Source organism: Thermophagus xiamenensis (assembly GCF_900112795.1).
GTDB classification, from domain to species: domain Bacteria; phylum Bacteroidota; class Bacteroidia; order Bacteroidales; family Marinilabiliaceae; genus Thermophagus; species Thermophagus xiamenensis.
The window spans coordinates 19,137-34,667 of record NZ_FONA01000003.1 but is presented as its reverse complement, the minus strand read 5'-3'; the positions used below and the strand labels follow the sequence as shown (position 1 = coordinate 34,667).

The window sequence follows — 15,531 nt, the reverse complement described above, 5'->3', positions numbered from 1 at the left end:
ATTTGAAATTTTTCTTAATCAGTTTCAGTACTTCAAAAATTCAGTGAGATTTAATCAGACATGTGTTTTCGGGGATGAGGTTGAACGCTGTCAGTTCGTAATCGCTCCCATTTCTGAGATACATAGATGTTGTGTCGGGTCAGATTTAAAGGCTACTGCTAATTCCGTTTTCAATTGCTTTATCAATCCCGATTGTTGGGGGGTAATGCTTTTTATGTTAAGGTCCCCGGGGTTTATGTTAAGGTTTCCGGGGTTTATGCTAAGGTCACCGGGGTTTATGCTAAGGTTTCCGGGGTTTATGCTAAGGTTTCCGGGGTTTATGTTAAGGTTTCCGGGGTTTATGTTAAGGTCTCCGACGTTTATGCTAAGGCCTCCGACGTTTATGATTAGGTTAAAGAGGTTTATGATTAAGTCTAAGACCTTTATGCAGATTTAAAAGTCCGAAATTATTGGGGTGGTAATCAATCTGTGTCAACTTTGTATAATTTTGCTGGAGTAAAAAGAACTGTACCATGAAAATAGACCATATAGCCATCCGGACACGTGACCTGGATAAGGTCAGAGATTTTTATGTCAGGTATTTTGGTGCTGTATGCAGTAGAAAGTATGAGAATCCTGAAAAGAAATTTTCGTCCTATTTTTGTCTTTTCCGGGTGAGTCTACCCGAATAGAATTTATAGACCACCACAAAGGGTGACTAATTTAAACGGTTGTCTGATTTTGGCACAAGATGAACCGAAATAATTTTTGTCTGGCACATCTTACTTTGGTAAGTTGATTATTTGCTGTATCAGGTTCACCAAGTTTGAATCCACGAGGTCGGGTTTAAAATAAAGGGGATTATAAATCGTCTTTTTTCTTTTAATATAGGCGGATGTAAGACCTGCATTTTTGGCGCCAAACAGATCCTAGTCGTGCATGGCGACCATTACAATATCTTTTGTATTCAGCTCTTCCTGTTTGGCTGAGAAAAGGTAAATGTCTTTAAAAGGTTTGATTTTTTTTACCTGGTCGACAGAATAATAGGCATCAAAGAGGTGGAAGATGGCTACATTGGAAAGCTGCTCTTTCATCATTGTCAGTGATGAATTAGACACGGTAATGACCCTTATGTTGTTTTGTTTAAGAAGTTTAAGGGCCGGGTTAATGATTTGGCAAAATCAAGCATGTCGGGTCCGTGGCCGTACATGTCAATCAGATTAACCTCTTTATCAAGTAATAATTCCGGCAGATAAATGTTTTGAAAAGCCATATCGATGGTGTAAATCTTTGCTTCGGTCAATTTCCCGGTTTCGAAATAGGCTATTGCCCAAATGAGCGAAAGGAATGGTGCGCCAATATCATCAGGAAAATTTTTGTCAAACCATTTTTTGTAGGTAATGACTCCTTTATAATCTGCTATTTTCATGTACAGCTCAAAGATGTAATAGCGATTACCGGCACTATCAATAAAACCGCCAAATTTACGTTTCTCGGCGGCTAATGCCGCGCGACGTTTCCTTATCGATTTTTTTATTTTCTCAATCTGTTTTTCTGTCATGATTTTAGTTTGGAATGAAAATTTTTTTGGGAATAAAAATATGGAATTTGGTTGAATGCTTGACTTGTTTATGCGAAATTTGACAAAAAGGTAAGATCTTTTTACCGATTGAAACGTGAATGTCGACTTTTTGCCCAAGGTTTAAAATAAAAAAACATTTCAATAAATAACACCAGAGAGATAAAACAATGAACTCAAAAATTTACTTTCCATGTAATGAATTAAAGCGTTTTATTAGGTTTTATCGGATTATTGAAACCAATCATAACATGATTAATCGTGTTATGCCCAATATAAATTTGGCTATTGTATTTACTTTAAGAGGGCAAATTGCATTTTTGAATCATGATAAATATGATCCACTACCTTCTGCCATTGTTTCAGGTGTAAGAAAAACAGCAAGGAATATAAATTATAAGGAAAATAGTAAATCCCTTATAGTGTTGTTTACGGAAATGGGGGCTTCTTCTTTTTTTAATATTCCTCTTTCAGAACTTTATGAACAAAGTATCTCGCTTGAATACCTTATTGATAAAGACATTATACAAAGTGTTGAAGAGAATTTGAATATTGCAAAATCAGATTTTGAGAGAATAAAAATTCTCGATGAGTTATTTCTTAATAAGCTTAAGAAAAGAGATTTAGATTTATTAATCTATAAAGCAGTATTAGAAATTAGTGCGGCAAAAGGAAATATCAGAATCAAAGAGTTATCTCAAAAGTTATTTATAAGTATCGATGCTTTTGAAAAACGTTTCCGAAAAAGCGTAGGTTGCACCCCAAAACAATTTTCATCGTTGATAAGACTAAAGTCAATAATTCAAACCCATAGGCCAAAAAATTTAATTGATTTGGCCTTGGAGAATGGCTTTTATGACCAGGCACATTTCATTAAGGAATTTAAACTTTTTACAGGATTAACTCCTTCCGAATTCTACAATGCATCCAATATTTGGTAATCAATGATTTTTTACAATTCTTGGTTTTTATTACTGTGCATCTTTGTGGAAAAAAATGAAACAGGTTAATCAATTTATTTTTGGAGTTGTAATGATATTAAATCAAAATGCACTATCCCAAAGTAATCAATTATTAATGTCGGAACCTATGCAAGAAATATCTAACAAAAAAATAATTCAGTGTTTATATTACGACGTATTAAATCAAAGGCATTATCAAAAATTAGAGGAGATTGTTTCCAAAGATTATTCAAACATTAAAGGTGAAACGGGAATTGATGGATTCAAGAAAAATGTTGTGGAGTTTATTCAGGCTTTTCCCGATGCAAAATGGACAATAACCGAAATGATTGCAGAAGGAAATAAAGTTTTCGTTAAACAAAAGGTGGAAGGTACTCACAAAGATTTTTTTCAGAATATCCCACCTACCAACCAATTTATAACCAGTGAAGGAATGGGCTTTTATGTGTTAGAAGATGGAAAAATTATTATGCATCAAGTTCAGACAAACCAATTGGCCTTTTTCCAACAGTTAGGCCTTATTCCAACCACATTATCCTTAATTGATTCCAATGCTGTTTATTTTGTAGATCGATTTATAATGCCAAAATCTTCTTTTCCCCGATTTTTTGAGAAGATGGAAATGAATCGAAGGTTTATTAAAAATCTTGAAGGTTTTATTAGTGATGAGGTAATGTTAAAAGAAGAAAACGGAAATATAATTGTTATGACTGTTGCTGTTTGGGAAAATAATCAGGCTTTGGATAAAGCAAAATCTTTGGTAAAAGAAGAGTATCAAAGAATTGGTTTTAATCCGGCTGAGTTCTTTCAAAGATTAAATATTACAAAGCAAAGGGAAACTTTTAAGAGTATTGAACAATAAAAACAAGTGCCGTCATTGTTGTTTATCTTTGACGGCTCTTATTTTGCGGGAAGCAGGGAGAACATTATATCACCTTATTATGATGGTATTTGCAATGTCTTAGAAATTAAGGATAATATCCTTACTTTTTGTTCACAAGGACTTTATATGGTCAGGTTTCCCGGCTCTTCCTTACAGTGCCTGCTGTTGTACCGCACAAACCGTTATAATTCTGGTTTAAGATAAATGTCAATATTAAGATTATCCTAAAAAGTCAAGACCGTCGAATGGTTTCCGTGGGGAAGACAATTCATTACGCCACCCCACCATTGGCCCCTATATTTTGTCCGGTAATCCATTTGGCCTCATCGGTGGCTAAAAATACCACAATTTTTGCGATGTCGGAGGGCAAGCCCAAACGTTTAAACGCATTGCTGTTGGCCAGTTGGGTGATGACTTCTTCCGACTTGCCTTCCATAAACAGGTCTGTTGCCGTGGGTCCCGGCAAAACACAGTTGACATTTATCCCTCTTTTCCCTACTTCTTTGGCAAATACCCTGCTCAATTGCGGTACCGCCGCCTTGGTGGCCGAAAATCACCTGCTTTCAAACCACTTAAAAAAATAATAAAAGGCCACCTTTTGACATTTGGAAAGCTTTCTTTTGCCACTAAGCATTCTGTTTAGGTTTTCCTTTCTTATGCCCAGGTATAATGACAGCTCATCATCGGATAGTCCCAGTTCTTTTTGTTTTTCCCGTATGGATTCAAATGTGATTGTGTTGAGGAATTTATAGGGTTTTGCAATAAGGTTGATTTCCCATCCCTCCGGTATGCAACCTTTAAAAACTTCCAGGGCTCTTTCTTTAAGTTCTTTAGCCGGAAGGTATTTTTCCAGGTTGTTCTCCAGCTGATAAATTTTAATGGATACCGTTTTGTCTTTTACGTCAAGGACTTCAAAATAAATCCGTGCAAACCGCTCATATTGGTTGGCAGAATAGATTAACCTTTCCTTTTGATCTTCAGTTAGATGGGTTAATTTTTCTATTCCTCTCATTAGTGTAAAATTTCTCTAATTTGTTGGTCTAATGGAACTCACATGACTTAAAGTTTATACATGTTCTTGTTGTGACAAACCTTCTTAGTCATGCTCGTTTCATCCGTATAAAATTTACTTACTTCATTGATATATTTTTTCTTAAAGGTAGTCATTAGTCGTTAGTCATTAGTTATTTAACACTAACCACTTGTTAACTTATTACTAATCACTTCTTCTGCCTTCTGCCTGTGCACTTCTGCCTTTGTCTTTTATACATGTACTTTTGTGGCAAAAGTCGCCATGCTCGTTTCAAAATTATTAGATTTGGTAGAAGAGTGTAACAGTTTTTCCGGGAATTGAATTTACCACTAATTTAATATATTCTGATTTAGTCACCATTTTTTATACTGAACAGAAATTAGAAAATGACCTTGATTTGAAGATTTTTTTAATAAAAAAACCGGGCTATGAAAACCCGGTTTATGCATTATCTAAAACTTTCTACTAAACATTTACCACAAAAAACTAATAACTAATTACTATTATCTCCTTTTTCCTCTGCCTTTACCTTTTTGCATTTGTGCCTGTTGTTTTTGCATGGCTTCGAGTCGGGCCTGGAATTTGGATTTTTTCACCGGTTTTTTCTGATTAGCTTTAAGTTTAGCCAATATGGCTTCTTCGTCAACAAACTGACGAATAAGGATGGTTTGACCGATGGTAATCAATGTAGAGATGAAATAGTAATAACTGAGGCCTGCCGCATAGCTGTTGAAGAAGAATAGGAACATTATAGGCATCATGTACATCATACCCTTCATACCAGGCATTTGGGATGATGATTGTGTCATATCCTGATTAATACGGGTGTAAACGATATTAGTAATGGCCATCAAAAGGGTAAAGAGACTTACATGATTGCCATAAAAAGGAATAGAAAAGGGCAGATCCCAAATGCTATCATAAGTAGAGAGGTCGGATGCCCAGAGAAAACTTTCCTGGCGCAACTCTATGGATGCCGGGAAAAAGCGGAACATGGCAATAAGAATAGGCATTTGAAGCAGCATGGGCAAACATCCTCCCATGGGATTTACACCCGCTTTTCGGTACAGATTCATTACTGCTTGCTGTCGTTCCAGCGCTTTTTCTTTGGGTATGCGTTCATTAATCTCATCAATTTGTGGTTTTAAGACCCTCATTTTTGCCGTAGACATATAGGATTTATATGTGAGGGGGAATAAAACCAGTTTGATGAGGATAGTAAGAATAAGGATTATAATTCCGTAATTGCCAATAAAGCCTTCAAGGAAGTTGAAAACCGGGATGACGGCAAAACGATTGATCCATCCGAAAATTCCCCACCCCAGGGGAAGCAACTCATGAAGGTCAAGGTTTTTGTATGATTTTAATGTGTAAAAGTGGTTGGGACCAAAGTAGAACTGTAACTCAATGGTTTTATCCTCTTTAAATTGAAATGGGATGGTTAACTCGGCCTTGTTTTGTCGCAACAGAGTTCTGTCTTCATCTTCCGGTGCTATGGTTTCAATAAACCCGCTACTAAAGGTTTCGCCGGCAATAAGTGCCGAACTAAAGAATTGGTCTTTAAAGGCTACCCATTTAAGTGGCGTACGTAAGTCTTCATCTTTATCGCCCGGACCCGATATTTTATCTACCTCGTCTTGGTAAAACTTATAATATATCCCCGAATATTGTTGTTCAAATTGTCTTCCTTTTTCTTGTTGTGGCATTTGCTGATACCATTCCAGGTCAAGAGTATTGCGGGGTGTAGCAAACTTATTGCCCAAATTTCGGGTTTCGATGGTGTGGTTGACCATGTAATCTCCTTCCGAGAGGGAATAGTTCATGATAAGCTTTTCACCGTCAGGCCCCGAAATTTCAAAGGTTATGGCGTCAGCTTGTTGGTTTGTTACATTAAAAAACAGGTCGTTGGTATTATAAATTCGGGTATTGTAGGTAAAAGTAAACCCATATCTGTTTTCATTGCCGCTAAAAAGTATCAACGGTTGGCCGTCAAAAGTTTTATAATTTTTTAACTCAACAGAATAGATTCGACCACCTTGATTGGATAAAACGACTTTGATATTTTCATTTTCGAGGGTAAAGAACTGTTGTTCTCCATCAATATAAGGGGCAAGGATTCCTGCAGCATGAACGATCGCACTGTCTGATTTTTGAATTTCCAAGTCTTGCACCGCCACTGCTTCGGTACTGTCCGATAAAGCTGCCGCCTGCTCTGCCTGTAGTTGTTCAACCCGGTTGAGAGAGTCGATAAGTCTTTTCCTGGCTGCTATCTCTTCCTCGGTGGGTTTGTTAATCCACCAAAACACTACCAAAATGGCGGTAATTAAAAGTAATCCTGTTATCGAATTTTTATCCATAAATTCTGCAGTTTTTTCTTAATATTAAAATTACCGTATCGATACAACTGGCCGGTAAAGATATTTTAAAATTCCATTAAAGGTGAAAATGTTATTTGTTTGATTGATTTTTTTCCTCAGCATATTCTATTGTAGCTCTAATAAAAGCCATAAATACCGGATGAGGATTGATTACTGTGCTGCTGTATTCGGGATGGAATTGTACCCCCACGAACCACTTTAGGGCAGGTATCTCCACAATTTCTACCAATCCCGTCTCGGGGTTGGTGCCGGAACTAATCATGCCGGCCTTTTCAAATTGCTCCAGATATTCGTTATTAAATTCATAGCGATGTCGATGCCTTTCTTTGACCAATTCTTTTTTATAAGCATCGTAAGCGTTGGTATTTTTCTTCAATTGGCATTCGTAGGCGCCTAAGCGCATGGTGCCACCCATATCGGTAATATTTTTTTGGTCTTCCATTAAATCGATTACCGGAAAGGGTGTACTGTGATCCATCTCGGTAGAGTTGGCTTTTTCCAGTTTGAGGACATTGCGGGCAAATTCAATTACCGCACATTGCATGCCCAGACAAATGCCTAAAAATGGAATATCATTTTCACGAGCATATTTAACTGCGGCCATCTTTCCTTCGATACCACGATGACCAAAGCCCGGGGCCACTAAGATACCATGTACATCTTTAAGTTTGTTGTCAATATTTTCGTCTGATATATTTTCGGAATGAATAAGACGAATATCTACTTTCCGGTCGTTGTACGTCCCGGCATGTATGAGAGATTCTATAATAGATTTGTATGCATCGGGTAATTCCACATATTTACCTACCAATGCTATACGAGTGGTTTTTTTTGCATTTTTGAGTTTACCCAGAAATGCTTTCCACTCTTTTAATTCTGGTTTTCCTTCAACGGGTAAGCCCAATTTTTCCAGCACCGTTTCATCCAATCCTTCTTCCTGCATTTTTACAGGTACTTCGTATATAGAAGAAACATCGATGGATTGAATGACTGAACGAATGTCTACATTACAGAAAAGAGCAACTTTTTTGCGAATATCGGTGGTTAATTGTTTTTCGGTTCTTAAAACCAAAACATCGGGCTGAACACCTATTTCAAGCAAAGCTTTTACTGAATGCTGTGTGGGTTTAGTCTTTAGTTCACCACTGGCGGCCAGATAGGGTACTAACGTTAAGTGAATAACAATGGCACGATGTCCCAGCTCCCATTTTAGCTGACGAACTGCTTCAATGTAAGGGAGCGATTCGATATCGCCAACGGTGCCACCAATTTCAGTTATGACAACATCAAATTTATGTTTGGTACCTAAAAGCTTGATATTGCGTTTTATTTCGTCGGTGATATGAGGTATAATCTGAACCGTTTTACCCAGATAATCTCCTTTTCGTTCTTTGTTGATGACATTTTGGTAGATACGTCCGGTAGTAACATTGTTGGCCTGAGAAGTGGGGACATTCAGAAACCGTTCGTAATGCCCCAGGTCAAGGTCGGTTTCGGCACCATCTTCCGTTACATAACATTCTCCGTGTTCGTAGGGATTAAGTGTTCCGGGATCCACATTCAAATAAGGATCCAGTTTTTGGATGGTGACATGATAACCTCGGGCTTGTAATAATTTAGCCAGCGATGCTGATATGATTCCTTTTCCTAATGAGGAAGTTACACCTCCGGTAACAAAAACATAACGTGTATCGGGCACTTTTTTCAATGTTTTTAAAGATTTAACGATAGGACTTTTTAATGAAACGAGCATGAGTTGAAGCTACCACAAACAATGTGCTTATCGGCCATGCCGGTTTCATCCGTATTTTTGTCTGATTCATGGGTCTGATGGAACTCACATGACCTAACGAAATTCTTTTGGTAACAATTTAGGGGGTCATGCCCGTTACATCCGGCCTTGAATAATTATTTGATTTGGAATAAAAATTTTAAGCCACAAAGTTAGCAAAAAGTACCCGGATTATTGGTCTCATTTTAATTAAAATGAAACGAGCATGGCTGAAGGTATTGTGATTTCCTGTTCTGCCATGCTCGCATAATGATATCCTGGTGGTAAACTGCAGTAATCAGACAAATTAACTAGTAAAGGCAGCACCTATGCCTCATTTTCAAACTCTTCTATCAGGTCAAGCTTTTTGTTTAAAAGAGTAATGTTTCGCTTTCCGCTTTCAATTTTATTTTTGAATTCCCGCACCAATGCTTCCGAACTTTTGGATTTGGCAAAGAAACCTATGTTATTTTCCCACAAAATGATATCATTTTCGAGTTGTTTCAGTTTGCCAATAATTTTATTTCGTTCTTGGTTGATGCGATTTTCAAATTGATTTTCCAGTTTCCATTGTTCCAGCTTATTTCTAAATTTTTGCAGGGCTTTGTTTGTTTCGTCCATGTTCAGGTGATCGAACCGGGAATTAATAAGGTTCCGAAATTCTTTGTAGATACGGTCTTTTTCTTTGATGGGGACGAAACCTATTTCTGCCCAACGACGCTGAAAGTCCTGAAGAGTTTTAAAGCTTTCTTCGTTGTTTTCGCCCGGTTCAAATTGTCGTAGCTCTTCGATAAGAGCCTCTTTACGCTTGAGGTTTTCTTCCTGTTCCTGATCTTTTTGTTTAAAAAATTCTGATTTACGTTCGAAGAAATGATCGCAGGCACTGCGGAATTTTTTCCAAATTTCATCCGAGTGTTTACGCGGTACCGGACCAATTTCTTTCCATCTTTTTTGAATACGGATGAGTTCTTCGGTTGTGTTACGCCAGTCGGTGCTATCTTTTAGAGCTTCAGCTTTTTCTAACAACTCGGTTTTAAGTTGCAGATTTTGTATTTGTTCTTCCTTGAAAGCTTTGAAGAACTTGCGCTTTAATTCGAAAAACTGATCACAGGCCTTTCTGAATCTCAAATAAATTTCTTGATTTTCTTTTTTGGGCGCAAAACCAATTGTTTTCCAAACTTTTTGAATATCAATAATGGCCTTGCTATTCTTTACCCAATCCGAATGGGTTTTCAAATCTTGCTGAAGAATGGCCTCAACTTTTTCACAAAGAGCTTGTTTGGCTTCCAGGTTTTTTTGCTGTTGTTCTCTCTGCTGTTCAAAATATTCCTGGTGCTTTTGATTAATTTTCATTGTTGCAGCGCGAAAACGTTCCCATAGCTCTTCTTTTTTGTCTTTAGGAACAGGACCTATTTCGCGCCACTGCTCGTGATATCGTTGAAGGGTCTTAAATGCTTTGATAATAGAGGGTTCAAGGAGCAACCGTTCGGCTTTTTCGCACAATTCGAGTTTCGCTTCGTAATTCTTTTTTAGGTCAAGGTCCCTGAGTTCTTTGTTGATTTTAATGTAATTGTAAAAATTTTCGACATGAAGGTGATAGGTTTCCCACAGGTCGTGTAAATCTTTTTGAGGCACGGGTCCTATTTCGCGCCATCTTTTCTGCAAAGCGCGGAATTCATCGAAGGTGTGATGCAAAGATTCTTGCCTATTGATCAACTCTTTAATTCCTTCGATCACCTCATACTTGGCTGCCAGATTTCTTTTTTTCTCCTCCTCGATACGCGCTCTTTCTTCTTCTCTTTTTTTGCGGAATTTTTGAATAGCTTCCTGCATAGCATCGGAGAGCTCGTCGTGAGGTGGGGAGAAAGCTTCGGCCGGTTCACCGGAAGCAATAAACTCTTCTTTGAGGCGGGTTATTTCGGCAGCACTTTTCCTTTCAAATTCTTTTCGAATATTTTCCAAATGCTCTTTAATTTTTGAAGCAGGATATTGATTGAGCAATTGGTGATATCGATTTAAGAGTTTCTCCCGAGAAAGGGGTGAATAATCTTCTATAGGGGGAACTTTCTCTTCTTGTTTCTTTTTTTCTTGCTGTTCGGCGTTGGAAGATTGTGTGGCGATGGTGTCATTATCGCCTACCATTTCAGGCTGTTGTTTATCCTCTTCGCCGGCACTATCTTCCACAGTTGAGGAAGATGTTTCCTGGCTGGTGGTATTTTCCCCCGAATTGGGCGCATTCTCTTGGTTAACTATAGATTTTTCTTCCTGGAGTGCCTTTTCACCGGAAAGTTTTTCGTTGTTCATGGGAGTCTCAGAACCATCTGTAACGGATGTTGACAAATTGCCATTGTCATTTCCATGGTCAGTCATTTCCTCCTTTGGCAGGCTATTGTCTTCAGAGGTAGATGAACTCTCAACCTTGGGGTCCATTGATGGATGCTCCGGTTTTTCAACATTTTCCGGCATAGGATTGATGGCTTCGTTTTGCGTATTTTCAGATTGTTTCTCTGAATTCAAATTCATCTTATCGTCAGATGATTTGTTTAGATCATTGGCTAACATCATTCTCGTACTTTTAAGAGGCGATTAAGCCGATTGGTGCTAATCACTTTATTAGATTCAAACCACGAAACTATACAATAAACCATAATCATCAAACTATTTTTTATCAAAATGTGATAAAAAAGAAAATTTTGGTTATTTTTTGCCCGGAAAGCAGGTCCTGGCAACTTTAGTTTTGTTGGTGTTTAAAGATTTTTTTAATGATCTAAGGTTCTCAAGATTTCCTTGCCTTCGGTGCTAAATTTATATCTTTGCAAGAAAATTTCCCATGCGGATAGATATTTTGACCTTATTTCCGGCAATGTTTCAAGGACCTTTTTCTGAGTCGATAATAAAAAGGGCTATAGAAAAAGGCGAGGTGGAGATATATTTACACAACATTAGAGATTATTCAGAAGATAAACATAAACGGGTAGATGATTATCCCTTTGGTGGTGGGGCAGGAATGGTGATGCAGATTGCGCCGATAGCCAGACTCATCGAAAAACTGAAGTCGGAACGCAATTATGATCAGATAATTTATTTGAGCCCAGATGGGCAGAGGTTTAACCAGAAAGAAGCCAATAAGTTGTCATTGTGCACCAATATAATATTGCTTTGTGGTCATTATAAGGGTGTCGATCAAAGAGTTCGCGATCATTATATTACCCAGGAAATATCAATTGGAGATTATGTTTTGAGTGGGGGAGAGTTGGCTGCTGCGGTGGTCGTCGATGCCGTTGTTCGATTGCTGCCGGGAGTAATAGGTGATGAAACCTCTGCACTTACCGATTCGTTTCAGGATAATTTGTTGGCACCTCCAATTTATACTCGTCCTTCGGATTTTAATGGATGGAAGGTCCCCGATGTACTTCTCTCAGGTAATGAAAAACTGATAAATGAATGGCGGGAGCAGATGTCACTGGAACGAACCCGACAATTGCGTCCAGACCTTTTGGATGAAGAGTAAATTAAACATGGTGGCCTATTCTATCAATGAAACGAGCATGGCCATTAAAAGTTCTCACAGGAAAAATAATGTATAAGTGTAAATAGGCAGAAGTGCACAGGCAGGAGTTGTTTTTATTAGTGAACAGTCATTAGTATTGGTTTTACAAATATAACTAAACGAATTTTAAATTCTATTCGAAATAACTTAGACAAATATTCTGTTTTGTTTGAGCCATTAACTAACTATAAAGCTTGTAAGGCAAGTTGTACAGATTTATCCTTTAAGACAAATTTCTTTGTAGATGCAATAGTTGCAGTTTTTTTCTTCAGGTGTTTGTTTGAAAGGCATATGGGGGTCAAAGAGTTCATCCAGTAGTTTTCCTAAACTATCAACAAAAACTGTTTTAACTAAATCAAGGGTAATAACTTCCTTTTTTCCGCGTACCGGTTGAAGGTATAGATTACTGTCTGAATCGGTAAAGAGTTTTCGCATCCAAACCACCGACGGTTGAATTGCTGACGGTGCCCGCCGGGTTTGTTCCTCAACCATAAGCGAGTAAAGTAAGGTTTGAAATATTGCTTTATTTTCGGGGTGTTTGGAAGAATCGAATAAACTTTCGATATCGTTTATGCGATTGGTCCCTTTTCCGGTTTTGTAATCGACCACCTTGAGAGTTCCTTCTTTTTCTTCCAAACGGTCGATGTTACCCCCTAAATAAACTGACCGTCCGGAAGGTGTTTTAAAAACCATGCCCATCGAATATTCCAGTCCTTTGATGACAAAAGGAACTTTTTTTATTTCGTTTTGAAAAAAGCCTGTAAGATAGCGGATTAAGACTTCAAAAACCAGGCTGTTTTTCCCTTGCAAATCGATAAAAACATTTTGTTTTTGCTTGATAAAAGGAACATTTAGGGAGAATATTTCTTTAAGGGTATTTCTAAGATTATCGGGTTGAGCTATTTGCTTTAGGATATCTTCGGAAATAATTTGACCCATAAAAGGTTTGTATAAAGCTTCAACAGTTTGGTGAAACAAATTCCCAAAGATTCGGGGATCCAGCTCTTCGGAAATATCTTCGGGTTCTTTGGCGCCTACAAGATATTTGTAATAGAACCGCAAGGGACACTCAACATAAGTACTAAGAGCGCTTGGTGATAAAGCACGGTTATGCTCGTGAAGGAAGGCGGAAAGTTGCACCATTACTTGTTTGTTTTTTTCGGCCATAATTTGTGGCAAGGCCTTTGTCCCGGCCTTTCGCACGTAGGTTTGAGTTACCACCTTTCCATGAAATTCATAGTAAAGCTGGTGAAGGAAGCGGCTCATTTCTCCCGTTTGCTGATTGGCGTCCGAAGCCGACCAAATTAAAATAACCTTTTTTGCGCGGTGAATAAGCCGATAAAAATAATATGCAAAAATGGAATCCTGATGGTCGATAGTAGGAAGTCCAAACCCTTTTCGAAGATTATAGGGTATAGCAGAATTAGGCGGAGAAGTATGTGGGAAGGTTCCTTCGTTCATGCTGGTTATAATCAGGTTATCAAAGTCGATGACTCTGGTTTCCAGTATCCCCATAATCTGAAGTCCATTTAATGGCTCACCTTTGAAGGGTATGGTACTGAAATCGGTCAATTTGCGAAAAAGTCGGTACCACGTATCTGTCGATATGGGTTCATTAAGTTTCCCCAATATCTCGCCCAGTCGTTTAATGGTTAAATAAAGGTGGTAGACAAATTCTTGTTCAAAATCGGTGTCGGGGCGCTCTTTTAAACTTTTGTATACCAGTAACAATATTTCCATGAAATAAGACGAAAGCGCTTCAATAGTCTCAACTTTGGTAAGTGTTTTTTTTATAAAATCATTTTCCGGAATTTGGTCTTTTTCAATGAATACTTTGTTGGCTTTAATTAATTGATTAATGAGTTGATCTCTTTTGTCACCAAGCAATGGGGAAACATATTGATGTCGTAAAAGGCCGATGAGATGTCTGTGATAAAACCATGTTTTACCATTGGCGGTTGTTCGCGTTGTCCGCTGTAAAGTCATAAGGGCATCGATAAGGCTGTAGGCAGGGGTATTTTTTAAAGGATATCCGAGGGTAACATTTATAGATTTCCACTGAGAAGGAATGGCATGTATAACCGGGAGCATGAGTGTTTCATCGGCCAAAACGACAGCTGTTTTAGTATGGTCGGAATCTTCCTGGTTATCGGAAATATCCTTGAGGAATTGAGCTGCGATTTGGGTTTGTTCCAGATCGTTGGCAGCTTGTGCAATAATTATTTTGGAAGGACCGTTGCAGGTTGGTGATTCCCAGTCGCTGGGCATGGGAAAATCTTGTAGGTTTTGTTTAATAAACCTGGCAGCCTCATGTTCTCCGAAAAGAGAAATTTTTTCGTTTGGTTTAGCAGGATTAGTCAATATCCATTGGGGATAATCCCAGAAAAAATCGGCAATATTCTGGGTTTTTAAATAGTTAAGTAGAAGTTTTTCGCAGTTATTCAAAGCATTTAATCCGGCAAATATCACACGTGAAAAAGGAACCTCGCCAATTGTTTTATTCTTAATTTTTTGTGCTACCGAACGGTAGAGTTTGCCTTCGTAAATTTCGCGGTCTCGGTCTAGCCTGTCATTAAAATGTTCATAAAGCAGGGGCATTCTTTCCCATAGTTCCAGAAAAGATTTCTGAAGTTGCGACAATCGTTTGGGGTCAAAAGAGCTCCAAAATGTGCGGATAGCATCAATTTGCTCCTGGTTTAAATGGCTAAAATCATCCTCCAAGGCTTTTAAATCAGCCATGTTCTTAAAAATCTGGTTAGGATCGGCCAAATATTTGTCTATATCATCAAAATCGGACAGGCACATCTCGCCCCAGGGAATAAAATCATCAATGGTCGTTTTAGGATCGATAACTTCTTTATAAGATTGGTAGAGTTTGAAAATAAGGCTAATGTTGTCGCTCACGGGCCTTTTGTCGAAATAGAAGAAGAAGTCGTTAATGGTCAGAATTTCAGGAGAAAAAATAGGCTTGGGACTCTTGTTTTGTAAGTGCCGTCTGAAAAAAACTCCCGCTCTTCGGTTAGGGAAAACGAAACAAAAGTCTGATATATCTGTTGAATATTTTTGAAGATAGTACTCAGCTAATCGTTCAAGAAAAAATGACATATTAATGATTTTTTCAAGGTTATAAATTTATATCAGTATTATGTATGTCCACTCAACCTTTATAGATAGGAGGAAAAATATGATAACAAGATGTCCTCAACCATCCGGATAGAGTAGCAGACGATGCGGTTTAAAAAGGGTCACATCACACCAGGCCCGAAAACTACGGATTTATTATCACTTACTTTTTCTTTCCAAAAAAGAATATATAATATTGTGGTCTGCTACCGGGTTTCAAAGATAATTTATTTGTTCGATTTTATTTTTGAATTCCGTATTCTGTATTTAATT

12 protein-coding genes and 1 pseudogene are annotated in these 15,531 nt (G+C 37.9%); 5 read left to right on the top strand and 8 right to left on the bottom strand.

Features of this window, described 5'->3' with window-relative positions:
- Positions 1-174 precede the first annotated feature (174 nt).
- Positions 175-390 (top strand): hypothetical protein, encoded by a 216-nt coding sequence (locus BM130_RS02205; RefSeq protein ID WP_074964244.1) that lies wholly within the window; start codon positions 175-177, stop codon positions 388-390.
- Between the two features lie 122 nt (positions 391-512).
- Positions 513-671, top strand: coding sequence for a VOC family protein (locus BM130_RS15225; protein WP_138956850.1), 159 nt, complete (start codon positions 513-515; stop codon positions 669-671).
- A 237-nt stretch (positions 672-908) separates the two neighbouring features.
- On the opposite strand, the gene BM130_RS15540 is transcribed toward BM130_RS15225, so the two are convergent.
- Together BM130_RS15540 and BM130_RS02195 are read right to left on the bottom strand one after the other, a co-directional pair.
- The gene (locus BM130_RS15540; protein WP_237706095.1) at positions 909-1,097 is read right to left on the bottom strand and encodes an HAD hydrolase-like protein; all 189 of its coding nucleotides are present in this window, start codon (positions 1,095-1,097) and stop codon (positions 909-911) included.
- A gap of 11 nt (positions 1,098-1,108) precedes the next feature.
- The gene (locus tag BM130_RS02195; protein ID WP_010526828.1) at positions 1,109-1,540 is read right to left on the bottom strand and encodes a hypothetical protein; all 432 of its coding nucleotides are present in this window, start codon (positions 1,538-1,540) and stop codon (positions 1,109-1,111) included.
- Positions 1,541-1,728: 188 nt separating this feature from the next.
- On the opposite strand from BM130_RS02195, the gene BM130_RS02190 reads away from it, so the two are divergent.
- Both BM130_RS02190 and BM130_RS15130 read left to right on the top strand, forming a co-directional pair.
- The gene (locus BM130_RS02190; protein WP_010526829.1) at positions 1,729-2,499 is read left to right on the top strand and encodes a helix-turn-helix transcriptional regulator; all 771 of its coding nucleotides are present in this window, start codon (positions 1,729-1,731) and stop codon (positions 2,497-2,499) included.
- Positions 2,500-2,554: 55 nt separating this feature from the next.
- Positions 2,555-3,382 carry an ester cyclase gene (locus BM130_RS15130; RefSeq protein ID WP_010526830.1) on the top strand — a complete coding sequence of 276 codons (828 nt, stop codon included), beginning with the start codon at positions 2,555-2,557 and terminating at the stop codon, positions 3,380-3,382.
- A gap of 292 nt (positions 3,383-3,674) precedes the next feature.
- On the opposite strand, the pseudogene BM130_RS02175 reads toward BM130_RS15130, so the two are convergent.
- From BM130_RS02175 to BM130_RS02155, 5 genes and pseudogenes are all read right to left on the bottom strand, one after another.
- Positions 3,675-3,941, bottom strand: a pseudogene (locus BM130_RS02175) (SDR family oxidoreductase); the annotation flags it as partial.
- A gap of 15 nt (positions 3,942-3,956) precedes the next feature.
- Complete coding sequence (locus BM130_RS02170) at positions 3,957-4,415, bottom strand: hypothetical protein (protein ID WP_010526832.1); 459 nt, start codon at positions 4,413-4,415, stop codon at positions 3,957-3,959.
- A 524-nt stretch (positions 4,416-4,939) separates the two neighbouring features.
- Positions 4,940-6,793, bottom strand: a complete 1,854-nt coding sequence (gene yidC, locus BM130_RS02165) for a membrane protein insertase YidC (protein WP_010526833.1) — start codon at positions 6,791-6,793, stop codon at positions 4,940-4,942.
- Between the two features lie 91 nt (positions 6,794-6,884).
- Entirely contained in the window at positions 6,885-8,567 is a 1,683-nt protein-coding gene (gene pyrG, locus BM130_RS02160) for a CTP synthase (RefSeq protein ID WP_010526834.1), read from the bottom strand.
- A 345-nt stretch (positions 8,568-8,912) separates the two neighbouring features.
- Positions 8,913-11,150: a DUF349 domain-containing protein gene (locus BM130_RS02155; protein WP_237706096.1), complete on the bottom strand. Its 2,238-nt coding sequence runs from the start codon at positions 11,148-11,150 to the stop codon at positions 8,913-8,915.
- 265 nt (positions 11,151-11,415) lie between these two features.
- Here BM130_RS02155 and trmD point away from each other — a divergent pair, with 265 nt between their 5' ends.
- Complete coding sequence (gene trmD / locus BM130_RS02150) at positions 11,416-12,096, top strand: tRNA (guanosine(37)-N1)-methyltransferase TrmD (RefSeq protein ID WP_010526836.1); 681 nt, start codon at positions 11,416-11,418, stop codon at positions 12,094-12,096.
- 255 nt (positions 12,097-12,351) lie between these two features.
- On the opposite strand, the gene BM130_RS02145 is transcribed toward trmD, so the two are convergent.
- Positions 12,352-15,240 carry a PD-(D/E)XK nuclease family protein gene (locus BM130_RS02145; RefSeq protein WP_010526837.1) on the bottom strand — a complete coding sequence of 963 codons (2,889 nt, stop codon included), beginning with the start codon at positions 15,238-15,240 and terminating at the stop codon, positions 12,352-12,354.
- Positions 15,241-15,531 lie beyond the last annotated feature (291 nt).